The organism is Bacillus sp. 22475 (genome assembly GCF_052044835.1).
GTDB classification, from domain to species: domain Bacteria; phylum Bacillota; class Bacilli; order Bacillales; family Bacillaceae_G; genus Bacillus_A; species Bacillus_A cereus.
In genome coordinates this window covers 51,316-76,954 of the sequence record NZ_JBQENW010000006.1, presented here as the reverse complement: position 1 = coordinate 76,954, position 25,639 = coordinate 51,316, and the positions used below count along the sequence as shown (strand labels likewise).

The window sequence follows — 25,639 nt, the reverse complement described above, 5'->3', positions numbered from 1 at the left end:
AAAGGTTTAATTTGCTACTTGCATACTGCTTTTTGCCCTTCGCTCTTATCGTTCGAGACCTGTAGCCTCGCACAGGTTTTAGCACCTATTCACCTGCATTTATCAATACAAGTGAGGTTGCTGGGCTTCATCGGGCCTGTCCCTCCGCCAGCTCGGGATAAGAGAGTATCCGTCCCAACCTATACTAAAGAAATGATATTCATTTGTCAATTAATATTCACATTTTCCTGAAAGTTTTTCTCAATACGCCTGAAATGAAATATTAATAGGGAAATAATGCATTCACACAAACAAAAAGAAATAAATAGTATACATTATTTATATAATTGTGTTATACTCTTGTTGGGGATTACGAGAAATATTTCATTAAATGAAAAGGATGGTATATAAATATGAGTACTGTGAATGTCCAAATTGGTTTACACGAATTATTGAACGGAAGCAATGCACAGATTCAACTAAGTGTTCCGCAATTAGTGGAAAAAGTATTAATGCGAAATGAAGGGAAATTAACTTCTACTGGTGCCGTTTCTGCTTCAACAGGAAAATATACAGGACGTTCTCCTAAAGATAAATTTATTGTGAAAGAAGCATCGGTTGCTGACAAAATTGCTTGGGGAGCTGTGAACCAACCGATTTCTGAAGAACATTTTAATAAATTATATACTAAAGTTTTAGAATACTTAAAAGAAAAAGAAGAGTTATTCGTCTTCAAAGGATTTGCAGGCGCTGACCGCAATTACCGCCTACCAATTCAAGTTATTAATGAATATGCATGGCACAATTTATTTGTACATCAATTATTCATTCGTCCAACTGAAGAAGAATTAACAACTCATGAGTCAGGGTTCACAATTGTTTCTGCACCGAACTTCAAAGCTGATCCAGCTGTTGACGGTACAAACTCTGAAGCATTCATTATGGTTTCATTCGAAAAACGTATTGTACTAATTGGTGGTACAGAATACGCTGGAGAAATGAAAAAATCAATCTTCTCTATTATGAACTTCTTACTACCTGAACAAGATATTCTTTCTATGCATTGCTCTGCAAACGTAGGTGAAGAAGGTGACGTAGCACTATTCTTCGGTTTATCTGGAACAGGTAAAACAACTTTATCTGCTGATCCAAACCGTAAATTAATCGGTGATGATGAGCACGGTTGGTCTGATAACGGTGTATTCAATATTGAAGGCGGTTGCTATGCAAAATGTGTAAACCTTTCTCACGAGAAAGAACCACAAATTTTCGATGCAATCAAATTTGGATCTGTTTTAGAAAACGTTATCATTAATGACCAAACGCGTATCGCAGACTACAACGATACTACTTTAACAGAAAATACTCGTGCTGCATACCCTATGCATGCGATCGACAATATCGTACTGCCAAGTGTTGCTGGACACCCAAATACAATTATTTTCTTAACTGCTGATGCATCTGGCGTATTGCCTCCAATCAGTAAGTTATCAAAAGAGCAAGCTATGTATCATTTCTTAAGTGGTTACACTAGTAAGCTAGCAGGAACAGAGCGCGGCGTTACATCTCCGCAAGCTACATTCTCAACTTGCTTCGGTTCACCATTCTTACCACTTGATGCATCTCGCTACGCTGAAATGCTTGGTGAAAAAATCGAGAAACACGATGCGAAAGTATTCCTAGTAAACACTGGCTGGACTGGCGGCGAATACGGCGTTGGTAAACGTATGAACTTAGGTTATACTCGTGCAATGATTCAAGCAGCATTAAACGGCGAACTTGCAAAAACTGAAACAGCTAAACATGATATCTTCGGTCTTGAAGTTCCACTTCACGTACCAGGTGTACCTGACGAAGTGTTAATGCCTGAACAAACTTGGGCTGATAAAGCTGCTTACAAAGCAAAAGCAATCGAGCTTGCAAATGAATTCAAAGAGAACTTCAAAAAGTTCGAAAGCGTTTCTGAAGATATTATTAACTTAGGCGGCCCAATCGCTTAAATTAAAACTTTCTGTTGGAATACCCTTTACTCATATGAATAAGTGTCGTGTAACCGTAAAGTTTCGCGTACTCACCGACAAAACCCAATGCGGCTTAACGGTTACACACACTTACATAAAAAAGAAGCTTACGTGAAAACGTAAGCTTCTTTCTATATCTTATATAAAGTGAAACGCTAATCTCTTCATCTGTGACTTAGATTATAAAATTACGGCTTCGAATATATACATTATATCCCTACTCGCTACATCTCTCGGGTTTCACATCGTATGGGGTTAAAGAAGGTCCTGACCGCTTCTATTCGTGGCTGGATCATCTATTCCATCTAAAAAGAAGTCTTTTATCTTTTTATCTCTTTTAGCTCTTTGTTAGTTCTTTCTCATCTTTCATGCTATAGTATCCTAAATTCACAACGATTAAGAAATAACCACCCATAATCCCTACTGCAAATGCCCACATAACCATGTGGTGCTCAATTTCGTACATAATAATAGCACCCAAAATGGCAGCTGCAAAACGGTTAAACATACCGAGTGTCGGTGCTTTCGTCTTCTTTACAATACTATCTCCAAGCTTCTCAATTCTTCTCCCTAAAAGCCAAACGCAATACATACTTACAATAAGCCCAATTCCAGCGCCTAAAAAGTGTGCTGAAAACGGTGTTAACATCCAACCTAGTAACAAAATACCTAGTATATAATACGATTGGATTTTAAATGATCTTAGTGACATACTAATCATGCTGTACCTCTCTTCATTCGTTCTTATCTATCCAACAAAAAATTTCTTTCAAATTCATATTCCTTACATCCATTTCACTCAACTTAAAAAACAACATAAACAGTATGTTTATGTTGTTTAAATGTTTTTAGGAAATAATATTATACAAGATTTCGAACATCATATTCTCATATTTTGTGACGGTTTTCCAAACTTTTTTCGTCCATTTATGAAAAAAATGATATCAATCTATGAACATACGGATATGATGTAATAAGCACACAAATAAAGGGGGCGTCTAATGATTTATTTTTTAATGGCTCTCATTCACCTCATTATCCCTGCACTTATCGGACTTTCATTGTATTGGTACACGAAAAACCATAGCATTTTTTACGCTGTCCTCGGTGTTCTCCTTCCTGGTATTATTCTTATTACACTCTTCCGTATTCCATTTTTAAACTTAATTCCACTTATTACTGCTATCTTATTTCTCATCTTCTTACCAAAAATAAAAAAATAGGAAAGCAGATCATAGGTGATCTGTTTTCCTATTTTGATATAGCTTTCCCTGCAATAGAATGAACTTTTACTTTCTCCGATTTCACAAACCATAGACCGACAAAAATGATAATTCCACCGATGATTTGTTGAAACGATACATATTCATTTGCCCAGACAGCTGCAAATAAAACAGCTACAAGCGGCGTTATATACATATATACCATCGTATGTGACGCCCCAATTTTTTGAACACCAACATACCACATTACTAGACCAAATACTGTTACAAAGAAAATAGAATATAGTAAAGCAAATAGTGTCATTCCGTGAGTAATGTGAAATGGCATGACAAACACATGCGGACCACTTAACAATAATAGCGGAATCGCACCCACTAATGCAGACCATGCTGTAACACGTAATGCTGAATATTTTTTAATTAATGGTCCTGCTAAAACAGGATAAAGCCCCCAGCATATTGATGTAATAAGTCCAATTCCATTGCCATAAAAAGAACTAGTAAGTGAATGTCCTGCTACTAAAACTAATGCTGCACCAACAAAAGCAATCATAGAACCGATTAACTTTCGAGAAGAAAAATTTTCTTGTTTCAGAAAAATCGCAAATACAGTTGTAAAAATAGGTGATATAGAAATGAGTAAAGAGGCATTTGTAGCGGATGTATATTTGACAGTTTCCATAAATAACGTTTGATACAGTACAATACCTACAACGCTAACGATGATTAGTCTAGGTATATCCTTTCGCTCCAGATAAACCGACTTTTCAATAAAAAAGGTAAGAAGTAACAGAAGCGGTGCCGCCGCCATCATACGAAGTGCAGTAAATTCAATTGCTGTAAATTCTAAAAATCCATACTTTGCAATCGTATAGTTAATCCCCCAAATAATAACAACACTTAAAATTAGTAACTCAATTCCCCATCTTCTCATGCGTATCCCCTCCGCAAAGAAGATTATACAGAAAATTCAATCGCATGTACATTTCATTATGTGAAAAAATCTTTTTATTATTGAAACGTTTTGGTAAATGAAATTATATCGGCAATTTTTTCAATATATCGACTTATCAACAAAAATCGACAATAATAGCGACTTATAAAATAAAAAAGGTGATTCCAAAATACATTTTGGAATCACCTTTCCTTTACTATACTCGAACGTGTAATTTCATATTTGGATTATAAAACTGGCTTGGGCTCTTCAACTGAAAAGTTCCTCCACCTTCATGCCAATCAACCGTTAACTTATCGTCCATAAATACAAGCTTTGTACGATCAGCGATAAAATTCATTGTGCTTGATTCAATATCCACATCGCGCTCATCTTTCTCTGCTACAGCTACTAAATCGATGATTCCGCTCATGACACAACCGCAACCCTCATTATCGTAAAATAACTTTATATATTTCGCTTCACTTGGAATCGTATCCATAATCTTTTTATATGCTGCTTCTGTTACAGTAACGTACATATGTTAATCTTCATCCTCTCTTCTCTTATCATTCATATATTGTATCACCATTTTTCTTAAAAGTTATATACAGAAAATTAAGACTAATATACAATGTATGTGATAAAGTTTCAGCAATCGAGCTTTTATGAGTAGTTCATGCAGGAGAAAGGAGGTTTGCTATCCGTGTTCAAACTACAACGATATTCTATTTTATTAAGTCTATTTGGTAGTTTCTTCATTTCTAGCGGAATGCTATTACAGCATGTACTTCCCTATTCTCCTTCTATCGGCTGGATTCTAGGTTTTATTTGTTTCCTATCCGCTTCTTATTTCGCTACGAAGAATATAAACAACTCATAAAGCAAGAATCATCTTAAGGAGGATTATTAAACATGCCAGCCTTAAAAAAAATAGAGCAATCACTCAATCACTTATTTCAAATTGAAAAATACGGAAAAGATAGTGCCTTTAGTCGATTTATCCCAGCCGTATATGATCCTATCAAATTTCCTTGGCAACAATTTTTCGAAGCAAATTTTGTAGATTTATTTAACGGCCTTATGATGCACGGATCTGAAAATGTAAACAAAGTATTTTTAGCTGTATTCCCTACAGATGACGTTCTTGAAACATTCATTTCACAATCCACACCTGGTGATTTACTCTTTATGCACCATCCCCTTGTAATGGAGTGTGGTGATCCGCTTGGAAGATCAGGCCGCGGTTTCATACCAATTCCTGAAAAATATTTGCAAGGAATAAAAGAAAAACAACTTTCTATATATACATGTCACGTACCAATGGATTTTCATCAAACACATGGAACGAGTATTTCAATTGCAAAAGCATTAAACGCTACTGTAGTGGACGACTTTGCATATGGAGGTCCAGAACAAGAACCAGTTGGCCTTATTTGTGAAATAGATGAAACATCAACAGAAGCACTCCAAAAACATCTAAAACAACTCTTCCAGATTCCTTACACAGACTTCGAAGGTAAACGACATGATTCCATCAAAAAAATCGCAATTATCGCTGGATGTGGCGATGTTGTATCTTTAATGAAGGAAGCAGAAGAAAAAGGTGCTGAAGCATATATTACAGGAGAAATCCATTGCCATATCGACAATGATTACGGCCGACATAAATACTCGCTCATTATGGATTATGTAAAAGAAACGAATATGTCTCTAATTGGTGTGTCACACTCTGCCTCTGAATATTTAGTAAAAGAGACATTGATGTTTGATTGGTTTAAAGAGAATTTTGATGTGGATGTTATTTTGCTTCCGCAGGAGAAATGGTGGCTCTAACACTATCATTTTTAAATTTATATACACAATACAATCGACCACAGAAAAATAGATAAATGAAAAAGTACATGTACCTACGTAAATGCTTTCGTTGTGCCAGAAAACGAACCTACTGGTAGCACCGAATTTACTAATGCTACCAGTATTACAACTGGAAACCTATTTTTGAGAGAGTATACAACCCCACTTTATATTCATGCTGCAAGTGCTGTATATTCTGTTTTTCTAATTACTAACATATAGCAATTCATTCCATAAAAAAAGACCCGAGATTCGGGTCAACAAATAGAAATATAAATGAACTACAACAAATAACAGACAAAGCCATTATATATTTTTCGTAGTAAAACATCCATTAATTTCTTTTTACACTATCAATATATTATTTTTCGTTATCGTCCTCTTTTTTAGAACGTCTACCTAAGAAGAATACAAGAACTAATAATATAATTAACAGTAGTACTCCGCCGATAATGTAATATAGTGTGTAGTCTTTTTTCGCTTCTACCGCTGAATCATTTAACTTATCAGCTGTCTTTCCTTCAATTGTAAATTTCTTCGTCCATTCCCATTTTTGATCGCCATCAGTGGCTTTCACTTCTACTCGGTACGTTCCTGGATCAAATGCTTTGTTTTCCCAGCTAATAGCGTAATCAAAGTTTGAGTTTGGCGCCATTCTTAAATTTTCTTTTTTCGCTTCAAATAAAATGTCTGTACCTTTTTCTTTATATACCTTTGCATCAACACTTAAATTTTTTAACATTGCTGGCTTTACATTTTGTAAATTTGCAGTAACAACGTTACGCCCGTTAATTTGTGTTGGCTTTACTTCGTTTAATTTAATGTCTGGTTTTACTTCAGTATCTGTCTCTTTTAAAACAACACCAATTGCGTATGCATATTTATTTTCAATTTGCACACCTTCATCTTTTTTCTTTGCATTCTCATCTTCTTTTTCTTTAAAGTATAAACCACCTAAAATAACACCATCAAACGACTCATTTGGCATTTCTAGGTTTATATCAACTGTCACTATGCTGTTAGCTGGGACTTTCGTTTCTTTTGGCATTTTAGCAATTTTAGAAAACGGATATTTCAAAGTAGAATCCGTTTTTGGTTCTACTGTACTATAATCTGTAATACCATTGCTATTCGTAATTGCTGTATTAGCAAACGATTCTACCACAACTTCTTTATTCGTATCATTTTTCATTTGGACTTGAATTGTTTGCTTTTGTCCAGGTTGCATTTTCAAATCAAAATACGTTTGATTTTTATCAATTTGATTTTCTGGTATAACTGCTGTCACAGCGAATTTCATTTCAGCTGCATATACTGAAAAAGCGTTTACCATGAAGAATGTAATTAATAGTAAGCTAGTAAATAGTTTTTTTACCATCTCTTATGTAATCCCCTTCATATCCATTTTATAGACAAGAAAGAGACAAGGTTAAAGCCATTCCCTTATCTCTTCTCATTTTCCTCTTTTATCTTAAAATTCCTCTTACTTACATAGGAGCGTCTGTTAGTTCCCAAGTTAGTGAAGTTGTGTATTGTGTTTGTTCTTTTTTCGTTTTACCTGGTACAGATAACTCTACGCTTTGTTTCGCTTCTGTTGCATCTTTACCAAACGTATTTACCCATGTACCCATACCTTGGTTTTCTTTTGCATCGATTAAATCAGATGCTGCACCACTTGGATTTAATGTAATAGATTGTTCTGCTGTTGGTGCGTCGCTACCTGCATTTGATTTCAAGGCTGAATTTTTTAATGTTAATGCCGCGCCATCCAACGCTTTATCATCTGCAGTTTTGAATTGACCATTTTGTTTTACTGTTAAATGCCATCCAGCATTTGTACCACGATTATCTGTTACTTGAACGTAGTTCGGCACGTCAATTACAGAACCGTCTACTTTTTTCTTTACTTTATCTAATTCTGCAAAGTAGATTTCGTTATTCCCTGATGCTTTTTGTGTTTTAAAGTTGAAGTTAGATACATAATCAATACTTAGTGGACCATCTGTACCTTTTTTATCTGGATCAACTGGATCTACAGTTTCATCTGGATTCTCTGGATTAACAACATCAATTTTATCTGTATTTTTCTCGAATTTAATGAATGCTTTTGAGTCTAATTTCCCGCCATCTTTCTCAGCTGCAAATGCAGACGTCCCTACTGATACTGATGATAACGTTACCGCTCCAATTAATGCTATTTTTGCTAGTTTCATAGTTTTATACCCCTTTATAATCATTTTTAAAATTCAGTCATTCTTAATTTTCAATCTTGTACAAGCTTAGTTTGGTGTATCTTCTAAAGTCCAAGTTAACTCAGCTGAATATTTCGCACCTTTTTCTTTTGCTGTCGTACCTGGTACGAATAAGCTCACACTCTGTTTACCTTGTTCTGCTCCTTTACCGAATGCAGTCGTCCAATCACCCATACCTTTATTCTTTGCGGCAGTAGTAATTTCCACCGCATCTCCACCTGGAGCTAGCGTTACTTTATTTTTAAATGTGGTAGGTGCATATTGTGCATCAGTTACAGAATTTACAGCTGGGTTACTTAAGCTTAAAGCTGCATTTGTTAACTCACTATTACCACTTTTAAATTGTGCATTTTGCTTTACTTTCAATTTCCATCCTGCATTTGTACCACGGTTATCTGTTACAGATACGAAGTTAGGTACTTCAACTGTTTTACTCCCTTGTTTCACTTTATCCAATTTTGCAAAGTACGTTTGATCATTACCAGAGATAACTTGCTCGCCGAAGTGTAAGTTAGAAACGTAGTTAATACTTAATGGACCTTTTGTTCCTTTTTCATGGTCACCAGGGTTCTCTGGTGTAACTTTTTCATTTGGATTTTCTGGATTGTTTGGATCTGTTGTGCTTGTATCTTCAATAAACGTTACATCTGTTTTAGATTTCATATTTGCTTTCTCTTCCGCAAATGCTGAAGTTCCTACTGCTGCAACTGATGTTAATGACACTGCACCGATTAATGCTAATTTTGCTAGTTTCATATGTACCTTCCCCTTTTCTCTGTTTTCATCTATTTTTTATTTTGAATACACTTGCTTTCCCCTAATTCTTTTGAATACATATAGAGATAAAACAATCGAAAACAATCCTATATATTGTTTGAAGTCCCGTGTCCGGCCTCCTGTTTTCGGTAAATATTTATCTCCATTTTTATTTTTATCAACTGTCTCTTTTTTTGTATTTATCTTTGTCGGATCAGTTGATGTATTTGGTGTATAGCTATTCGAAAATGTAATACCCGCTTTTGAATTCGTACTTGTAGCCGTTACTACATTTGCCATAAGAAACGGCACACATATAACTGTGGAAACGATAATACCAACTATTTTTTTCATTACTCTCTCCTTTCTAAAATTTATATATTTCATATATTTTTAGAGAGGAGCATCGGTTAATGTCCATTCTAGCTGTCCAGCATATTTTGTATTTACTTTGACATTCGGCCCTGGTTTTACTTGTAAATGAATTCCTTCGTTTTCCTTCCAATTTAGTGAAACCTCCTCGTCGTTTTTAGAAGTATACGAGAATGCTTCTATACTAGAAGTACTTAAAGGTGTATCCTTTCCATTTCGTTTGTAAATCAATGCTCCTGTCAATGTGTCATTTTGCGCTGAAGTTAATGGTGTGATTTCCTTTACATATACACTCCATTTTTGCTTTTTAACACGATCATCGGTTACCTTTAAAGGATTTGAAATCGTCTTCGGTGCGTATGTCGTTGTTTTCGATGGAATTGTTAAATCTCCAAATGTAATTTCTTTTGGTACGTCTACTAACTTTAAAGTCCCATCAACGACAGTAACCGGCACTTGAATCTCCGCTTGTACACCTTGCTTCGTTTCAATTACAACCGTTACAGTATGATTCCCTATTGTTTTGGTATCTGGAATATTGATTAACTTCACTACTGATATTGGTTTATCTACATCCAAATTCGTATCTACAGATAAATCTGTCACAAATTTAGAAATATCCATTTTTGTTAAATCTGTTCCTTGCACTACTTTTTGTGGGACTGGTTTCCCAGTTGGAATACCTTTATACCTTATTTTTGCGATTCCATCTCGATTACTATCTTGTCCATTCTTATCGCCATCTAAATAATTTTTAGCTGACACCGGTATTTCAAGATAACCATCTTTGTAATATTTCATTACATCAGCACCTTTTACAGGAGAACCTGTAATTGTCATTTCAAAAATTTTCCCGTTGAATTCTTCTGTTTTTAGCGCATTTACTTTCGCAACCGCAGTGACTTTATTGTTTTTCCTGCTAATATCAAAGAAGCTACTTACATCATCTCCACTCTCCACATCTTGAATGGAAACATCATTCACAGTAAAATCCTTATTCACTTCACTTTCTAATACAAAAGATTTCGCATAGTGAATCTCTTTCGATTGAGCAGGCATATTTTGATATACCTTATAAGAAAGTTGACGGGAATTATCTTCCACAATATCTCCTATTACACTTGGAGCTGGAATTTCAATTTGTGCAATCGCTAATTGGTCGTATGATACATTAACACCTGAAGCATTTAATCTAACTTCTAGCGGTAATTCTGTTAAATTATCAAATGTAATTGTCATATCTGCTTCTGGAGTAGCTACTGGACCTGCTGTTCCAGAAAACTCTATTTTATTATTCCCTTTGTCTTGATACCTAATTGAACTCGTATCATACACGTATAAATTCGTTAAATGACTACCATCATTACGTAACGTTACATTTTTATAACTATTTATCCTTTTGAAATTCCACATTGCCGTTAATGGTACTTTTTTACTTGTTCCGTGTTCATAAAATTCAAAGGAAGCATTATAAGTTTGTCCTAATCTTCCATTCCCATATAATTGTAAAAAGTTTTTTGCATCAGCTTTCGTTCTTGGTGTTTTAACATCTACAGATGAAGCTGTCATAGAGTCAATATTAATACGGACATCGATCCATTTCCCTTGATATTCACCAGCTTTTTTTACTAATACATACTGTTCTCTATTTGAATTTCTAAATGTATATTGGCTTTGACCAGTTCTATCATTGCTACTACCCTTTACCTCATATGTTACTTGTGGGCTCCAAACAAATCTAAAAGCATATTTCCCCGAGATAGAAGGCCCTTCACTTGTTCTATTATTTATTACCTTTACATTTGGATATTTAAGAATACTTGTAACAGGACTAGCAGCTAGTAGAGATTGGCTCTTTAATACCTTCTCAGCTTGAATAGCAGGTAATTCCTGGTTATTTTCGTTTATCCTATTGCTCTCTTTTAATTCATTTTCCTTTGGTACGAGTTCTTCATTAACCTTTTCTTTCGCTAAAGTCTTCGTTTCTTTTGGAACTTCAGCATTAGTAGAATTTATTTCTTGTTTTTTATTTTCTTCCGATACTTTCACTTTTTCACTTATTTCTTTTTTCACAACTTCCTCTGAAGTCTTTGGATTTTCATCAGAAATAGCTACATTTAAAGCCTCTTTTTTCTCTACAACATGTAGAGAAGGAGATTCAATTTTCTTTTCATTCCCTTCAAACTTCACTATCGGTTCAAATTTGTACTCTCCAGCTTTTTTCATTTGAATGACTACATATACGTCACCGATAGAATTACTTTGTTCATTCTTTTCAATTTTTACAATGTGATCTTCTGTTACTGAAATGTTTTGAATCGCTTTATTGTTTTCATTCATTTTTTTCGTTTCTGCTTCATTGAACAGCTGCTCATTAGATAATTTCAGCTCGATATTAGCATCTTGTTTATTTGTATTTGTAATCTTTAATACTACATTTTCATCAACTTTTATTTCTTCTTTATCCATATGAACGATAAAACGTCCTTGCTCGTCGTTTGTAACCGCATAAACTTTCGTTGCAGAGTAGTCTAGCACACCAACTTGTGTAAATAATATTCCTCCAGCGAGAAGTATACGCCCAAATTTCCCTATTTGATTTTGCAATGTACTTCCCTCCCTCACTTCCTATATACCAAATATTTCGAACATTTAATTTGTTATTCAGCTAAATTTACAAATCGTAATGTATATTCCTAGAAAATAAAAAGCCTGGTTGCCTTTTCGATTTTCATACATCACAACATGTGTGAAAACCCAAACTGCAACCAGACTATCATAGTAATTTTCATTACCTTAGACTCTTAGCTTTGCGACCTACCCTTTCGAATAGTGTGCCCATTTATTTTTTCTTTTTGAGACAATAAAAAATCCGGTTGCCTCTTCGATTTTCATACATCACAACATGTGTGAAAATCCAAACTGCAACCAGACTATCATAGTAATTTTCATTACTTTAGACTCTTAGCTTTGCGACCTATCCTTTCGAATAGTGTGCCCATTTATTTTTTCTTTTTGAGACAATAAAAAATCCGGTTGCCTCTTCGATTTTCATACATACAACTATGTGTGAAAATCCAAACTGCAACCAGACTATCATAGTAATTTTCATTACTTTAGACTCTTAGCTTTGCGACCTATCCTTTCGAATAGTGTGCCAAAAATAGGTATTTATTTATCGTGTTTTGAATATACCATTAAAACCCAAAAAAGAAAATAGTTTTTTTAGAAAAAAACAATTAATTTTTATAGTCTAAATTTTTTACCGGAAAATCCATAATAAAAACTTAAAAAAACATTTTGATCTTAGAAATACATCATACATTTTTTATCGATAAAATGAGATTTTTACTATCCACAAATAGCAAGATAAAATAAAAAACATCACTTCTAAATAAGTGATGTTTTTTCTATTTAATGCAGTGGTAACATAACCTCAACCGTCGTTCCAACCCCAACTTCACTTTCAAAACTCATTTTACCGTTGTGGTCTTTAATAATTTTTTCTGTAACTACTAAACCTAGACCAGTTCCTGTTTCTTTCGTTGTATAAAAGGCTTCATTTAACTTTGGAATTTTATCTTTCGGAATGCCGCATCCCTCATCTTTCACTTGAATGATGATTCCATCTTTTACAGTAACTTTAATCGTAATTGTTCCGCCAACTGACATTGCTTCAATTGCATTTTTAATTAAATTAAAAAAGACCTGTTTTAATCGTTTTTCATCACATGTAATTGATGGTAAGTCTTTACTGTAAATACCTTGTATGTAGACTCCTTGTTTTAAAGCAGGCTTTTCCATAACTCGAATAACATAAGAGATAATTTCTTGTATGTTATGAGTTTCTGATTCTAGTGATTTAGATTTCTCAAATCCACTAAGTTCTGTAGCAATTATATGAATCCGATCTACTTCTTGTTTCATAATATCACTATAAATTTTATCCTCTGGATGCTTGTCTGCCTGTTTATTCACAAGTTTTTTTAAGTTTGCTAAAGGTCTTCTAATCTTATAACCAATAACCGTTGCCATCTTTCCAACAGCTGCTAGTTTTTCTGTCTGTTTTATTTCTTTGTCCATCATCTCAAGCGTACGAACATAAGACTGCACCCTCAAAAATATAATCCAACATATGATAGTAAATACGCTATATAATGCCATTGGGATTAAAACGAGAGAAGATTGAATAATGATTCCTGTAAGAGCATACTTTCCGACAAGTATCGCTGGAACTAACCAGAAATATCTTTTATTCACAAAGATTGGTGCAAACAAAATAAAAAATCCTTCTACTATATTTCCACCGTCAAATTCTGCATCGCTACCATAATAAATCATAATGTTATGGATAAAATCTAATACATTATAGCCAATTAGAATAATATACTTTACCGCAAAAGCATTCTTCCATTTCATAAAGTATATCCCAACGCAAAACAATACCACCATCAAAAAGTAAAGCCATAAACCTAAACCATCTTCAAACTCTCCTACACCTTCTTGCTCTCCACCGATTAAAGGTACGATAAATTCATAGGCAAGATCATATACAAAAAATATAATGAAAAATAAACTTAAAAATGCTTTCAGCGCCTTTATTTCTTCGTTTTTAAATATATAGCCTTTATTCATATGGTAACTCCTAGCTTTTCTTCCACTTGGATTTCAGTATTTCTACACTTCTTTGGGAGAATGATGTCTATTCTCGTTCCAGTATCTCTTTCACTTGAAATATGCAGCTCACCAAGGTGCTCGGCGACAATTCGATTCGCTACCGTAAGTCCCAGACCAATTTTATCTTGTTTCGTTGTATAAAAGGCCTCTGTAACACGGGTTAAGTTTTCTTGCTTAATACCATGACCATTATCAATCACGCTGATCATTACATACTCTTTCCCTTTATTTTCTAATCTTACATGTAATATGCCATCTTGTTCCATTGCCTCTAAAGCATTTTTTATCGTATATAAAAAGACTCCTCTTATTTTTCGTTCATCACATTCAACTTCTATTGTTTTTTCTTCCACATTCGAAATAAACTGCACGTTTAATTCATTCATTTTTTCGCGAAGACTTGTTATTACTTGTAATACAATTTTTCCTACATCATGTTTCTTATAAATAGAAGGTTTGCATGTAGCAACTTCCATTAACTCGCTTATCATATTATTCATATTTTCTATTTCAAAAATCATACGTTTATAAATAGGATCCTCTTCATGCTTCTCTCGTTGTAATTGCGTAAATCCTTTTAATGAAGCGAGTGGATTTTTAATTTCATGTCCAACCGTCGCTGCCATTTTTCCGATTACTGCTAATTTCTGTGATTCACTAGCAATCGCAATACTTTCCTTTACAGCTGAAAGATATTGTAAAAATCGGTTTAAAATGATATATGCAGCTATTAACATAAGTGTACACATAATAAGGAACATAAATGCTTTTACTTCCTCTAATACAAATAAATAAATTAAATATTTTCCTACAATAGAGGAAAGTAAAAACACATAGAATTTTTTATTTAAAAATATGGGTACAAAGAAAATGAGAATAATTTCTATTATATTTGTCGCATCAAACGCCGCCTTATTATAAAAAATATATGAAAATATATTAGCGATTTCTATCCCTATGTATGCAAATATCCATGCATATTTAACAAGGTTTGCCTTCTCTTTTTTCATTAAATATATATTCACGCACAGTATTGCTACTCCGCAAATAACTTGCCATACTATGTTGTATCCCTTATCCATTATTGATTTATCGTCTAATACGATTGCATAGAAAATTTGATATACAATAACAATGACATATAACACCCATAAAAGGATTTTTGCATTCTTTTCTTCTTCTTTATATGATAGAAAACTTTCTTTCACTTCAACACCCCTTCAAAATAATATCTCGAAGAATACCATTTATTATAATAAATGATTTTCATAGACAAACAAAGATAAATCGAACATTTGAGGAAAATCATCCCAACGACGCAACATCTTCATGCTATATACAAGCATAAAAAACATAAACAATAATACGTATATTATGGGAGGTGTTTTTTATGGACGGCAAAAAAAATAAAAAGACAGAACAACTCCAATCTTTCACGCGTGAAAATGAAGGAAAGGAGATGACAACAAATACAGGTGTTAAAATTTCAAATGATGAAAACTCTTTAACTGCCAGTGATCGTGGCCCTACCCTTCTAGAAGATTTCCTTATGCGAGAAAAACTTTCTCACTTTGACCGTGAACGAATTCCAGAACGAGTCGTTCACGCACGAGGATACGGAGCACATGGCATTTTTGAGTTATATGAATCCTTAGAAGAGCTAACAATGGCCCACTTTCTACAAGACCCTTCAAAAAAAACACCGCTTTTCATTCGTTTCTCTGAAGTAGCTGGATCAAAAGGAGCAAATGAAACGAATCGAGATGTAAGGGGATTCGCCGTTAAATTTTATACAGAAGAAGGAAATTTTGATTTAGTAGGAAACAATATCCCCATTTTCTTCATTCAAGATGGCATTAAATTCCCTGATCTTATTCACGCCCTTAAACCAGAGCCGCATAATGAGATTCCCCAGGGCCAAACAGCACATGATACTTTTTGGGACTTCATCGCCAATAATCAAGAATCAGCTGCAATGATGATGTGGATTATGTCCGATCGTACAATTCCAAGAAGCTTTCGAATGATGCAAGGATTTGGCGTTCATACATTTCGTTTAGTTAATAAAAATGGAAAGTCACGATTCGTGAAATTCCACTGGAAGCCAAAACTCGGCGTTCATTCGTTAATTTGGGGTGAAGCACAAAAACTAGGCGGTGCTGATCCCGATTATCATCGCCGTGATTTGTGGGAAAATATTAATGCTGGAAACTATCCTGAGTACGAACTTGGCATTCAAATCTTAGAAGAAGAGGACGAATTTAAATATGATTTCGATATATTAGATGCAACGAAGATTTGGCCTGAAGAAGATTTTCCCGTTAAAATCATCGGGAAAATGACATTAAATCGCAATGTAGATAATGTATTCGCTGAAACTGAACAAGTAGCACTACACCCTGGCAGTATCGTCCGTGGTATTGACTTTACCAATGATCCTCTCTTACAAGGTAGACTCTTTTCTTATACAGACACACAATTAGCACGCGTTGGTACAAATTATCAAGAGCTACCGATTAACCGACCGATATGCCCATTTCATAACAACCAAAGAGATGGTGCATCTAAATATATAATAGATAAAGGAAAAGTTGCCTACCATAACAATTCCTTAGCAAATAATTCTCCTTATACTGTACCTGGGACAAAGGGGGGATTCGTTACATATCCTTCTACTGTATCTGGTCATAAAACAAGGGAAACTGCTGCTAGCTTCAAAGACCACTTCTCTCAAGCTCGTTTATTTTGGAATAGTATGAGTCACGTCGAAAAAATCCATATTATGCAGGCTTTCTCCTTCGAATTAGGAAAAGTCAAAAGTAAATCTGTCCGCCAACAAGTCGTGGATATGATTGGACATATTAGTACAGAATTGGCTACTTTAGTTGCAGAAGCTCTCGGAGCAAAAGTCCCAAATGTGCAAGAATCCAACGTTACAAAATCATCTCCAGCACTAAGTATGGCAAATACGACCTTTAGTCCTAATACATTACGAGTAGGTGTCATTGTCGCAAATGGATATGATGGGCCAAGCGCACAATATATAATAAATCAGTTCAAACAAGTAGGTCTTCAACCAGTGATCGTTTCCGAACGATTAGGCATAGTGCAGGGAACACCAAATGGACAGTGGGAAGTAAATGATACTTTCTTAACAGGCTCACCACTCCTTTATGATGGATTACTTCTTATTGGCGGAAAGATGGATGATCATTTTCTTAACAAGGCAAGTTCATTTGTCGTAGAATCATATAATCACTTTAAGCCGATTGGCTCCTTCCAAAACGGCTCTTCTATTATTCAATCTTTAAATATCGAAGGAAAGCCTGGTGTTCTAATAGAACAAGACCCTACGAGGCTAGCAAATGAATTTATTAAAGCTATGACAAAACAACGTTTTTGGGATAGAGCATATTCATAAAATAGGGGGAAATTTATGTTTGTTACTGTCGAGAAAGATGTGCATATTTTTGTGCAAGACGTTAATCCTGGTCCAGATAGTAAGACTGTTTTCTTCGTTCACGGATGGCCTTTAAATCATCAAATGTATCAATATCAACTCAATGTTTTACCAGAGCATGGCTTTCGCTGTATCGCCATGGATATACGAGGGAATGGACAATCTGATAAGCCATGGACTGGTTACACGTATGATCGATTAGCCGATGATATCGCAATTGTTCTAGAAGCACTCCAAGTAGAGAACGCTACGTTAGTCGGTTTCTCAGTTGGTGGTGCTCTTTCTATTCGATATATGTCTCGCTATAATGGGCGCCGCATTTCTAAGCTCGCATTAATTGACGCTGTCTCTCCCTCTTTCGGTAAAAATCAAGAGTCCCCTTACGGTGTACCGAAAGAACAAGCAGATGCTCTCATTAATCAAATGTATGCTAATTTACCAAAATTTTTAAATGATGTATCTTTATCCTTTTTCAATAGAAACTTAGGAGCTGCAACCCTTGAATGGTTTTCTTATCTCGGTATGCAGTCCGCTTCTTATGCCCTTATCAAAATTTTACAAGCAGCTGCAAATGAAGATGTAACGAAAGATTTAAATAAAATTAACGTCCCAACAAAAATCTTCCACGGCGTTCACGACCAACTAATTCCTTACAAAAGTGCTGAGCTTACGCAACAACGAATTAAAAATTCTCAGTTACATGCTCTTACAAATAGTGGTCATGGTTCACCAATCGATCAAGCGGATGAATTAAATAAAGAACTGATAAAATTTTTACAGACATAACAACTGCAATATAAGAATGAAAGTTAATATAATCGATTTTTCACAAAACATAAAATTCACACATTTCTCACAAATCAACGAATAAAACGATTACATTTTCATATATACTAAATGTACAAGTAATACTCCCTAAACCCAGCTTGTCTGGTTACCCCGTTAAATACTATGAAAAAAGAACTTGTATCGTTATACAAGTTCTTTTTGTTTCTTTTATTTAAAGAGGATATCTTTACTATATTGATTTCCAACGAGTAAATCATATTGAAGCATTTTATATTGCTCTAACATTTCTTTTTGTTTCTTTGTTAAATCATTGATTACTTCTCCATTTTTATCAACTTTTAATTCATCTCTAAGTACTGGTATTTCCTTGTAAAGTTCCGATAAAAATTGATAAAATAAGGATTTATTTAATCCTGCATAATCAAAAATAAGATTAGAAAAATGAATTGGGCTTACTAAACCTAAATTATCATTTGGCATATCAAAGTTTGCATACATTAATAACGGCGTTTGCGCCATCGCTAAACGTTCGCTCGGTGTTTTTTCATTCGTTATATACCCATTTTCTTTATAAAAAGATTTATTTGTTCCTAATGATGGAAGATGATCTCCAAAGAATACTAATAATGTAGGTCTATCTAAATTATCTAGTTGCTCTATTAAATATTGAAGGGCCTCATCTGAACGTCTTAATCCTTCTGTATACGTCTCTAATTCTCCCTTTGATTCTTCATTTTCTAGACCGCTAATTTCTATTAGGTTTTCACCAAATCGGCCTTCTGTAAATGGAAAATGATTTTGCATCGTAACTGCATGAATAAATATTGGCTGTTTTTGTTCCTCTAACTCAGCAATTATCTCTTTACTCATCGCTAAATCACTAATATAATCTCCATCAATATCCACATTTTCCATCGTGTCCTCTGCATTAAACTTATCAAATCCTAACACCTTATATACATCGTCACGTTTAAAGAATGTGCGACCAAATGAATGAATTGCACTTGTATAATAACCTTCTTTTTTCAACGCCGTAGGGATTGATGGAATTTCTTTCTTATTTGTAATAACCTGCTGATATGGTATAGAACCTGGCTTTAACAAACTCATTGAATAACTTGTTAATGCCTCAAATTCAACGTTCGCCGTATTTCCCCCAAATGTAGGAGAAATAGTTTGTCCACCAGGAAAGTTTTCTATATAATGATGTAAATTTGGTACAGGATCTTCACTAAAAGAAAGGTTAGTTACTTTCGTCGGATCCCAAAACGATTCACTCATTACAAAAATAATATTCGGTTTCTCTTTTTTCTTTTGGCTCCCTATATTTCCACTATATTGTTTTTTTATATCGTTTGCTATTTGAAGCATATTTTCTTTAGAATAATTTTTTGGTTTTTCCATAACTGTTGTATCTAAATTGCTAATAAACCCAAGTACAAAACCATTTGAAGCATAGTTCTCATTTTGATTCCACAAAACAAAATCTACACCTGATTTTTGAAATACTTTATTCATAAATGTATTCGCAAAATTACCATACGCATATAGAACAAAAATAGATCCTACTACTAATAAGGCTCTTATTCCTAGATGAATCTTTACATTTTGAATATTGCTTCTCATATATATCCCTGCAACAATACAAGCTACGATACTTAAGATAATGACAAAAATATAGCTCCAGCTAAAATAGTCCATCACCATCGGTATAACAGATTGCATATGCGTAATTTGTGTGAAATCAGAAGGATATAACGGATCGCCTCTGAAAATAAGCTTCAAATAATTCACAATACCTAAAATGACTAACGTACAGCTCGTTAAAACCATACTTAGAAAAACCTTACCTATTAAATTATATACAAGAATATATATTGCATAAATTACTACAACACTTAATATAAACTGCATATTATAAATGTAAATCCAATTCATTGTCTCTATGAAACTCATATTAACTTGCATTACAATATAAAATAATGCTACTGTATGAGCTAGCAAAAATAATATAAAATGCACTCTCAGGGATGCCCTAAATATAGACATCTCTTTTTTATTGAAATGCGTAATATAAAACGTTATGCCCCATATGAAAATCATCATAACACTTAAAACAAGCTTTTGATTTAAATGATCTTTCATCATGTCTAAATTAAAAACCTTTAAAATCATAAACAGCATAGTTATTACTAATAAAGTCACCATACTACTTATAATGCTAGAAATTAATATATTTCTTTTTGGAAGATGAAAAAGTGTAGAACCATACTTCAATTCATTCCCTCGTTTCTATGTCTTAATTTCCCCCGCATCGAAAGAACTATTTCTATTAAAATAACATATATTACATATTTCGTCTGCATACTTGCTTCTACCATAAATGTATTGTCTTAATATTCCCTTAATCAACAGTTAAATTGTGGTATACAAATTACTCATTCTTGAAAAACTTAATTTCAGCATTCCACTTTATGATATAATAACTATGTTTTGGAAATCCTTAATACTATTAAAGATTTCACATAAAAATACGAAAGAATTAATAAAAAAGGAGTTGCTCATTTTTGCTTACTAAGTTTAAGAGTTTGCCTAAAGCGGTATATGCAATTTTGGCGCTTTCTTTCCTGTTGCACGTTTTTTGTTTAGTAAAACAGCCAGGATTAGATGGAGAGTTAGTCAAAGTAACATATGGTGCAAATGATGCCTTTAACTATTCGTTAACAGCTGAACAACTATTAAAACATGGTGTATTTGGTTATGTGTATTTAGAACCTAGTGAAGTTCCAGGGAAAAATGCATATATTACACCAGGTCAGCCATTACTATTAGCTGGCGCTATGATTATTTCTGATATTACATCAATTCCTTACTATTACGTAGCAACTGTTATTAACATGATCATGAACCTTTGCACAGTGCTATTAGTATTCTTAATAGGAAAAGAATTGTTCGAAAAAAACATTTATGGAATTGTTGCAAGTATTTTATATGCTATTTATCCAAGTAACTATACATACTTCCGTACATTGCTAACAGAAGTTCCATCCATATTCTTATTGGCGTTATGTGTATATGTATTTGTTCTCGCATGGAAATACAATAAAGTGAAATTCCATATATGGTTTGGAATTGTCGTTTCAATTTTACTTATGTTCCGTCCAAATCCAGCTCCAATGATGCTCATTCCTGTTCTTGTTGTGTTATTTACATATGGATTTAAAGACTCCATTCGAATCGGATTGTTATGGTTTATCGGACCTTTCTTTATTATTGGCGCATGGGTTGTTCGTAACTACTTAGCACTCAACCAATTTATTTTATTCTCAACCCAAGGTGCAGATCCACTAATTGCCGGTGCAGATCCATTTAATAAAATTGGATATGAAAATATAGTAAATGAAATGAGAGCTAAAGGCTTAGATGACAAAGGTGCATACGCAAAAGAATTAATCAAGAACGGATTTAAGACGGACTTCACTTATTGGTTCTCTTGGTTCACTGTCGGTAAAACAATTGAATTATTCAAAACAGCTCCTGCTGTAGACCAATACCGTATTCACAACTTTATGCAACTATGTCATAGAGTGTTTATCATCGGTACATTCTTGAGCAGCTTCTGCTTCATGCTAAATTCATTTAAACATAAACGCGTTATGATGCTAGTAGCAAGTTCTATTATTTACATTATCTTCTCAAACTTATTCTTAGCAATTAATCGCTATGGATTTTTCATTAATCCTCTTATGTGCTTAATTCTTGCATACGGATTAATTCACATTGTGCAGAAACTTCCATTCTTCCGCACTAACCAAGCATAATAAGAAAGAGGTCGTCCACCGTTGGACGACCTCTTTCTTATTCCCCACACTTTAATTCCATATGTATGTATTTCTGTATTTGTCAAAATATCTTTCACAACACCACTCACTGTTTTATGTATAAATGCAAGTTTTTTACAACTATTACTATAACGAAAAGAACCTGCCACAAGACAGGTTCTTTTCGTTATTTTATGATAAAAGAGAAAATGATTAGCATGTGTATTATATAAAAGGAAGCAGCCATATTTTCCATACGATACATACGAGTACTATAATTACAAAATCAAAAAAATCTAATCTCGGACCTTTTTTCATATTCATATGTAGCCACATATGAAACCACTTTATTTTTGTATATTTATGGATGTTTTTCTTTGCAAATCGGTAAATAAGCATTTGCATAATAAAAAATCCGGCCACAAAAATAAATAATAAGATGAGAAATCCAATCACAAAATTCCTCCTATTTTTGTAGCGTTTTTTCTACTATCCGATTTTTCAAAACCCACTCTTCAAACTGGGCACTTCCAAATTCCCAGCTAAGATCGCGAGCATGTACAGAAAAAACGTAATAACCGGCATATTCATCCATAAACCTACCTAACTCTACATCGTCTTTCTGAATACCGTATACTCCAAAATTAAAATACACATCCCATACGTCTTCATTCTTCCTCTTATAAGCAATCGATTCCATATCACATTCTGTCCCGAAATAATCAAGATGTAAATGTACGCTATCATCGTATTCGTACTCCATTTTATCACCCCTTATATTTGTACTTCTTTACCACCCAAAAAATTCCTGCTATCTACACTCACATATGGGCACTTACCTACATATCATGCTTGTAGAGTGACTTCTGGGAGGTGTTATATAGTGAAAAAATTAATCGCGATTTTTTGCATCATGTTACTAGCTGTTTTTACTTTTGCTGCTTGTAGTAGTAAAAAAGAAAGTACGAAAGAACAAACCCAAAACATTCGCGTCGGCGAAGTTACCCATTCTCTCTTCTATGCCCCATTATATGTCGGGATTGAAAAAGGATTTTTTAAAGATGAAGGACTAAATATTGACCTACAAACAACAGCTGGTGGCGATAAAACGATGACCGCCCTATTATCTGGCGGAATTGATATTGCTCTCGTCGGTTCTGAAACGTCTATTTACGTTCATCAACAAGGAGCGAAAGACCCTGTCATTAACTTTGCACAGCTTACACAAACAGATGGGACATTTTTAGTTTCACGTAAAAAACTAGACTCTTTTAATTGGAATGACGTAAAAGGTGTTACATTTTTAGGACAGCGTAAAGGCGGCATGCCGCAAATGGTTGGAGAATACGTTTTAAAGAAAAATGGCATTGATCCTCATAAAGATACAAACTTAATTCAAAATATCGAGTTTGCTAATATTGCAAATGCCTTCGCATCTGGTACCGGAGAGTTTGTACAGCTCTTTGAACCGACTGCAAGTATACTTGAGAAAGAAGGTAAAGGTTATATCGTCGCTTCATTCGGAAATGAATCTGGTACTGTTCCTTATACAACGTTCATGGCAAAAGAAAGTTTCTTAAAGAAAGATAAAGTTGCTGCTGAAAAGTTCACACGTGCTCTCTATAAAGCACAGCAATGGGTTGATACACATAGTCCAGAAGAGATTGCTGATGCTGTTTCCCCGCTATTTAAAGACACTTCAAAAGACATTACAGTAAAAGTAATTGAACGGTATAAAAAGCAACATTCTTATGCGACAAATCCACTACTAGATGCGGAAGAATGGAAACAGCTCCAAACGATTATGAAAGACGCTGGTGAATTACAAAAGGAAGTCCCACATGAAGCGCTCGTCAATACAAAAATTGCCGAAAGCGTTATTAAGAAATAGAGGCGAAGTGTATGAGTTTTTTACAAATACGTAACGTTTCTCACTGCTTTTTTGCAAAAGAGAATGCCAAACTTATTCTTGAAGATATGAGCTTACAAGTGGAAGAAGGCGAATTTATTTCTATACTCGGCCCAAGTGGTTGCGGTAAAACAACGCTCCTCTCGATCATTGCTGGGTTACTTGATCCAATTGACGGTATCGTCTTTTTAGATGGTGAACCAATTACAACGAAAACATCATCTATGGGATATATGTTGCAGCAAGATTACTTATTCCCTTGGAAAACGATTGAAGAAAATATTATGCTCGGACTTCATATTAGAAAGATTTATGATGAGCAGATGAAAGAACATACTTTAAACCTTTTAAAACAAGTCGGTCTGCATGGTGTAGAAGAACAATATCCTCGTGAACTATCCGGCGGTATGCGTCAACGTGCCGCTCTCGTTCGAACATTAGCGACTGATCCGAAAATTTTATTACTAGATGAACCATTCTCCGCACTCGATTATCAAACGAAGTTAAAACTAGAAGAACTGGTTTTCAACTTACTAAATAAATATAAGAAAACATCACTACTTGTTACTCACGATATTGAAGAAGCGATTGCGATGAGTGATCGTATTTATTTACTACAAGCGAATCCCGGAAAAATCGCAAAAACCTTTATCGTCCCGGAAAGTATCCGTTCTTTATCACCGTTAGAAGCACGCCATCACTACGATTTCCCAGCCCTCTTTCAAGATATATGGAAGGAGCTGGAACGACTTGGATAATATAAAACAACTACATGAACAATTTCGAAAGAACGAACGCAGACGCGCTTGGATTGCTCGCTCGCTACAACTTTTACTACTTATTCTTTTCTTTGCACTATGGGAAATAGCTAGTAAAAAAGAATGGATTGATCCTTTACTCTTTAGCTCTCCTTCGAGTATTTGGGATCTCTTCTTAACGAAATGGATCGATGGTTCACTTTGGATCCACATATGGACGACATTGCTGGAAACAGGAGTAGGCTTCATTCTCGGAACGGTACTCGGTGCTATTATTGCCACGTTTCTTTGGTGGATGCCACTTCTAGCCCGCGTACTTGATCCTTACCTCGTCGTTCTAAATGCAATGCCAAAAGTTGCACTCGGTCCAATCATCATCGTTATTTTCGGTCCAAACATTTCATCTTCTATCGCAATGGGAGTAATCATTTCCATCATCATTACCATTCTCGTTATTTACAGTGCATTTCAAGAAGTCGATTCTAACTATATAAAAGTGATGGACACATTTGGCGCAAATAAATGGCAATGTTATAAGCAAGTCGTTCTCCCTGCATCCTTTCCAGCAATTATCTCAACGTTAAAAGTAAATGTTGGTTTATCCTGGGTCGGTGTTATTTTCGGAGAACTTCTCGTTTCCAAACAAGGACTTGGCTACTTAATTAGCTACGGATTCCAAGTCTTTAACTTCACACTCGTCTTACTTAGCGTACTACTCACATGTGTTCTTGCAACTCTTATGTATGTATTTGTTGAGGCATTTGAAAAAATTCTAATTGGAAAAAGAAAAAGAAGCTGACTCAAAACAGTGCGCTATAGTCAGCTTCTTTC

At 34.5% G+C, this 25,639-nt stretch carries 23 protein-coding genes, 1 pseudogene and 4 riboswitches; of the genes and pseudogenes, 10 read left to right on the top strand and 14 right to left on the bottom strand.

Annotated features, from left to right (window positions below; genetic code table 11):
* Nucleotides 1-42 precede the first annotated feature (42 nt).
* Nucleotides 43-164, bottom strand: a riboswitch (SAM riboswitch).
* Between the two features lie 228 nt (nt 165-392).
* Nucleotides 393-1,979: a phosphoenolpyruvate carboxykinase (ATP) gene (gene pckA, locus ACTJJY_RS11995; RefSeq protein ID WP_440605591.1), complete on the top strand. Its 1,587-nt coding sequence runs from the start codon at nt 393-395 to the stop codon at nt 1,977-1,979.
* A gap of 358 nt (nt 1,980-2,337) precedes the next feature.
* On the opposite strand, the gene ACTJJY_RS11990 is transcribed toward pckA, so the two are convergent.
* Nucleotides 2,338-2,721: an ATP synthase subunit I gene (locus ACTJJY_RS11990; protein WP_000624926.1), complete on the bottom strand. Its 384-nt coding sequence runs from the start codon at nt 2,719-2,721 to the stop codon at nt 2,338-2,340.
* Nucleotides 2,722-3,001: 280 nt separating this feature from the next.
* Between ACTJJY_RS11990 and ACTJJY_RS11985 the strand changes: the two genes are divergently transcribed.
* Nucleotides 3,002-3,223, top strand: a complete 222-nt coding sequence (locus ACTJJY_RS11985) for a hypothetical protein (RefSeq protein ID WP_000639042.1) — start codon at nt 3,002-3,004, stop codon at nt 3,221-3,223.
* A 28-nt stretch (nt 3,224-3,251) separates the two neighbouring features.
* Here the strand turns inward: ACTJJY_RS11985 and ACTJJY_RS11980 are convergent, their stop codons facing one another.
* Together ACTJJY_RS11980 and ACTJJY_RS11975 are read right to left on the bottom strand one after the other, a co-directional pair.
* Nucleotides 3,252-4,157 (bottom strand): DMT family transporter, encoded by a 906-nt coding sequence (locus tag ACTJJY_RS11980; RefSeq protein WP_440605590.1) that lies wholly within the window; start codon nt 4,155-4,157, stop codon nt 3,252-3,254.
* Between the two features lie 217 nt (nt 4,158-4,374).
* Nucleotides 4,375-4,698: an iron-sulfur cluster biosynthesis family protein gene (locus ACTJJY_RS11975; protein WP_000289570.1), complete on the bottom strand. Its 324-nt coding sequence runs from the start codon at nt 4,696-4,698 to the stop codon at nt 4,375-4,377.
* Between the two features lie 165 nt (nt 4,699-4,863).
* Between ACTJJY_RS11975 and ACTJJY_RS11970 the strand changes: the two genes are divergently transcribed.
* Both ACTJJY_RS11970 and ACTJJY_RS11965 read left to right on the top strand, forming a co-directional pair.
* The gene (locus ACTJJY_RS11970; RefSeq protein ID WP_440605589.1) at nt 4,864-5,040 is read left to right on the top strand and encodes a hypothetical protein; all 177 of its coding nucleotides are present in this window, start codon (nt 4,864-4,866) and stop codon (nt 5,038-5,040) included.
* 32 nt (nt 5,041-5,072) lie between these two features.
* Nucleotides 5,073-5,993 carry a Nif3-like dinuclear metal center hexameric protein gene (locus tag ACTJJY_RS11965; RefSeq protein WP_440605588.1) on the top strand — a complete coding sequence of 307 codons (921 nt, stop codon included), beginning with the start codon at nt 5,073-5,075 and terminating at the stop codon, nt 5,991-5,993.
* Nucleotides 5,994-6,375: 382 nt separating this feature from the next.
* On the opposite strand, the gene ACTJJY_RS11960 is transcribed toward ACTJJY_RS11965, so the two are convergent.
* From ACTJJY_RS11960 to ACTJJY_RS11930, 7 genes are all read right to left on the bottom strand, one after another.
* Nucleotides 6,376-7,392, bottom strand: coding sequence for a DUF916 and DUF3324 domain-containing protein (locus ACTJJY_RS11960; protein ID WP_440605587.1), 1,017 nt, complete (start codon nt 7,390-7,392; stop codon nt 6,376-6,378).
* A 109-nt stretch (nt 7,393-7,501) separates the two neighbouring features.
* Nucleotides 7,502-8,227 carry a WxL domain-containing protein gene (locus ACTJJY_RS11955; protein ID WP_000761506.1) on the bottom strand — a complete coding sequence of 242 codons (726 nt, stop codon included), beginning with the start codon at nt 8,225-8,227 and terminating at the stop codon, nt 7,502-7,504.
* A gap of 66 nt (nt 8,228-8,293) precedes the next feature.
* Complete coding sequence (locus ACTJJY_RS11950; RefSeq protein ID WP_000761534.1) at nt 8,294-9,022, bottom strand: WxL domain-containing protein; 729 nt, start codon at nt 9,020-9,022, stop codon at nt 8,294-8,296.
* 36 nt (nt 9,023-9,058) lie between these two features.
* Entirely contained in the window at nt 9,059-9,376 is a 318-nt protein-coding gene (locus ACTJJY_RS11945; protein ID WP_440605586.1) for a cell wall anchor protein, read from the bottom strand.
* A 39-nt stretch (nt 9,377-9,415) separates the two neighbouring features.
* Nucleotides 9,416-12,001, bottom strand: a complete 2,586-nt coding sequence (locus ACTJJY_RS11940; protein WP_440605585.1) for a WxL domain-containing protein — start codon at nt 11,999-12,001, stop codon at nt 9,416-9,418.
* Between the two features lie 153 nt (nt 12,002-12,154).
* Nucleotides 12,155-12,243, bottom strand: a riboswitch (cyclic di-GMP riboswitch).
* Between the two features lie 71 nt (nt 12,244-12,314).
* A riboswitch (cyclic di-GMP riboswitch) is annotated at nt 12,315-12,403 on the bottom strand.
* Between the two features lie 71 nt (nt 12,404-12,474).
* Nucleotides 12,475-12,563, bottom strand: a riboswitch (cyclic di-GMP riboswitch).
* Nucleotides 12,564-12,808: 245 nt separating this feature from the next.
* Nucleotides 12,809-14,029, bottom strand: a complete 1,221-nt coding sequence (locus tag ACTJJY_RS11935) for an ATP-binding protein (protein WP_023523221.1) — start codon at nt 14,027-14,029, stop codon at nt 12,809-12,811.
* Nucleotides 14,026-15,279, bottom strand: a complete 1,254-nt coding sequence (locus ACTJJY_RS11930; protein ID WP_440605584.1) for an ATP-binding protein — start codon at nt 15,277-15,279, stop codon at nt 14,026-14,028. Before ACTJJY_RS11930 ends, ACTJJY_RS11935 begins: the two co-directional genes overlap by 4 nt.
* A gap of 182 nt (nt 15,280-15,461) precedes the next feature.
* Between ACTJJY_RS11930 and ACTJJY_RS11925 the strand changes: the two genes are divergently transcribed.
* Nucleotides 15,462-17,492, top strand: a complete 2,031-nt coding sequence (locus tag ACTJJY_RS11925; RefSeq protein ID WP_440605583.1) for a catalase — start codon at nt 15,462-15,464, stop codon at nt 17,490-17,492.
* A gap of 15 nt (nt 17,493-17,507) precedes the next feature.
* The gene (locus ACTJJY_RS11920; protein WP_440605582.1) at nt 17,508-18,317 is read left to right on the top strand and encodes an alpha/beta fold hydrolase; all 810 of its coding nucleotides are present in this window, start codon (nt 17,508-17,510) and stop codon (nt 18,315-18,317) included.
* A gap of 210 nt (nt 18,318-18,527) precedes the next feature.
* Here the strand turns inward: ACTJJY_RS11920 and ACTJJY_RS11915 are convergent, their stop codons facing one another.
* Nucleotides 18,528-20,597, bottom strand: coding sequence for an LTA synthase family protein (locus ACTJJY_RS11915; protein WP_440605581.1), 2,070 nt, complete (start codon nt 20,595-20,597; stop codon nt 18,528-18,530).
* 290 nt (nt 20,598-20,887) lie between these two features.
* On the opposite strand from ACTJJY_RS11915, the gene ACTJJY_RS11910 reads away from it, so the two are divergent.
* Nucleotides 20,888-22,141: a glycosyltransferase family 39 protein gene (locus tag ACTJJY_RS11910; RefSeq protein ID WP_000956217.1), complete on the top strand. Its 1,254-nt coding sequence runs from the start codon at nt 20,888-20,890 to the stop codon at nt 22,139-22,141.
* On the opposite strand, the pseudogene ACTJJY_RS11905 reads toward ACTJJY_RS11910, so the two are convergent.
* From ACTJJY_RS11905 to ACTJJY_RS11895, 3 genes and pseudogenes are all read right to left on the bottom strand, one after another.
* Nucleotides 22,096-22,257: pseudogene (locus ACTJJY_RS11905) on the bottom strand (DUF2196 domain-containing protein); the annotation flags it as partial. The gene ACTJJY_RS11910 and the pseudogene ACTJJY_RS11905 overlap by 46 nt on opposite strands.
* A 109-nt stretch (nt 22,258-22,366) precedes the next feature.
* The gene (locus tag ACTJJY_RS11900; RefSeq protein WP_000578980.1) at nt 22,367-22,597 is read right to left on the bottom strand and encodes a hypothetical protein; all 231 of its coding nucleotides are present in this window, start codon (nt 22,595-22,597) and stop codon (nt 22,367-22,369) included.
* Between the two features lie 10 nt (nt 22,598-22,607).
* On the bottom strand, nt 22,608-22,904 hold the full coding sequence (locus ACTJJY_RS11895) for a DUF3986 family protein (RefSeq protein WP_000455580.1): 297 nt from the start codon (nt 22,902-22,904) through the stop codon (nt 22,608-22,610).
* A 120-nt stretch (nt 22,905-23,024) separates the two neighbouring features.
* Between ACTJJY_RS11895 and ACTJJY_RS11890 the strand changes: the two genes are divergently transcribed.
* Genes ACTJJY_RS11890 through ACTJJY_RS11880 form a run of 3 tightly spaced genes read left to right on the top strand, consistent with a single transcriptional unit; the run spans nt 23,025 to nt 25,607 of the window.
* Entirely contained in the window at nt 23,025-24,032 is a 1,008-nt protein-coding gene (locus ACTJJY_RS11890; protein ID WP_440605580.1) for an ABC transporter substrate-binding protein, read from the top strand.
* 11 nt (nt 24,033-24,043) lie between these two features.
* A complete protein-coding gene (locus ACTJJY_RS11885) occupies nt 24,044-24,808 on the top strand; it encodes an ABC transporter ATP-binding protein (RefSeq protein WP_000009022.1) in 765 nt (254 codons plus the stop codon).
* Entirely contained in the window at nt 24,801-25,607 is an 807-nt protein-coding gene (locus tag ACTJJY_RS11880; RefSeq protein WP_440605579.1) for an ABC transporter permease, read from the top strand. The genes ACTJJY_RS11885 and ACTJJY_RS11880 overlap by 8 nt, the downstream gene beginning before the upstream one ends.
* Nucleotides 25,608-25,639 lie beyond the last annotated feature (32 nt).

What these genes read in the sequence shown, in the direction of transcription:
- pckA (WP_440605591.1), top strand. Translation starts at nt 393, where the DNA reads ATGAGTACTGTGAATGTCCAAATTGGTTTACACGAATTATTGAACGGA.
- ACTJJY_RS11990 (WP_000624926.1), bottom strand. Translation starts at nt 2,721, where the DNA reads ATGATTAGTATGTCACTAAGATCATTTAAAATCCAATCGTATTATATA.
- ACTJJY_RS11985 (WP_000639042.1), top strand. Translation starts at nt 3,002, where the DNA reads ATGATTTATTTTTTAATGGCTCTCATTCACCTCATTATCCCTGCACTT.
- ACTJJY_RS11980 (WP_440605590.1), bottom strand. Translation starts at nt 4,157, where the DNA reads ATGAGAAGATGGGGAATTGAGTTACTAATTTTAAGTGTTGTTATTATT.
- ACTJJY_RS11975 (WP_000289570.1), bottom strand. Translation starts at nt 4,698, where the DNA reads ATGTACGTTACTGTAACAGAAGCAGCATATAAAAAGATTATGGATACG.
- ACTJJY_RS11965 (WP_440605588.1), top strand. Translation starts at nt 5,073, where the DNA reads ATGCCAGCCTTAAAAAAAATAGAGCAATCACTCAATCACTTATTTCAA.
- ACTJJY_RS11960 (WP_440605587.1), bottom strand. Translation starts at nt 7,392, where the DNA reads ATGGTAAAAAAACTATTTACTAGCTTACTATTAATTACATTCTTCATG.
- ACTJJY_RS11955 (WP_000761506.1), bottom strand. Translation starts at nt 8,227, where the DNA reads ATGAAACTAGCAAAAATAGCATTAATTGGAGCGGTAACGTTATCATCA.
- ACTJJY_RS11950 (WP_000761534.1), bottom strand. Translation starts at nt 9,022, where the DNA reads ATGAAACTAGCAAAATTAGCATTAATCGGTGCAGTGTCATTAACATCA.
- ACTJJY_RS11945 (WP_440605586.1), bottom strand. Translation starts at nt 9,376, where the DNA reads ATGAAAAAAATAGTTGGTATTATCGTTTCCACAGTTATATGTGTGCCG.
- ACTJJY_RS11935 (WP_023523221.1), bottom strand. Translation starts at nt 14,029, where the DNA reads ATGAATAAAGGCTATATATTTAAAAACGAAGAAATAAAGGCGCTGAAA.
- ACTJJY_RS11925 (WP_440605583.1), top strand. Translation starts at nt 15,462, where the DNA reads ATGGACGGCAAAAAAAATAAAAAGACAGAACAACTCCAATCTTTCACG.
- ACTJJY_RS11920 (WP_440605582.1), top strand. Translation starts at nt 17,508, where the DNA reads ATGTTTGTTACTGTCGAGAAAGATGTGCATATTTTTGTGCAAGACGTT.
- ACTJJY_RS11895 (WP_000455580.1), bottom strand. Translation starts at nt 22,904, where the DNA reads ATGGAGTACGAATACGATGATAGCGTACATTTACATCTTGATTATTTC.
- ACTJJY_RS11885 (WP_000009022.1), top strand. Translation starts at nt 24,044, where the DNA reads ATGAGTTTTTTACAAATACGTAACGTTTCTCACTGCTTTTTTGCAAAA.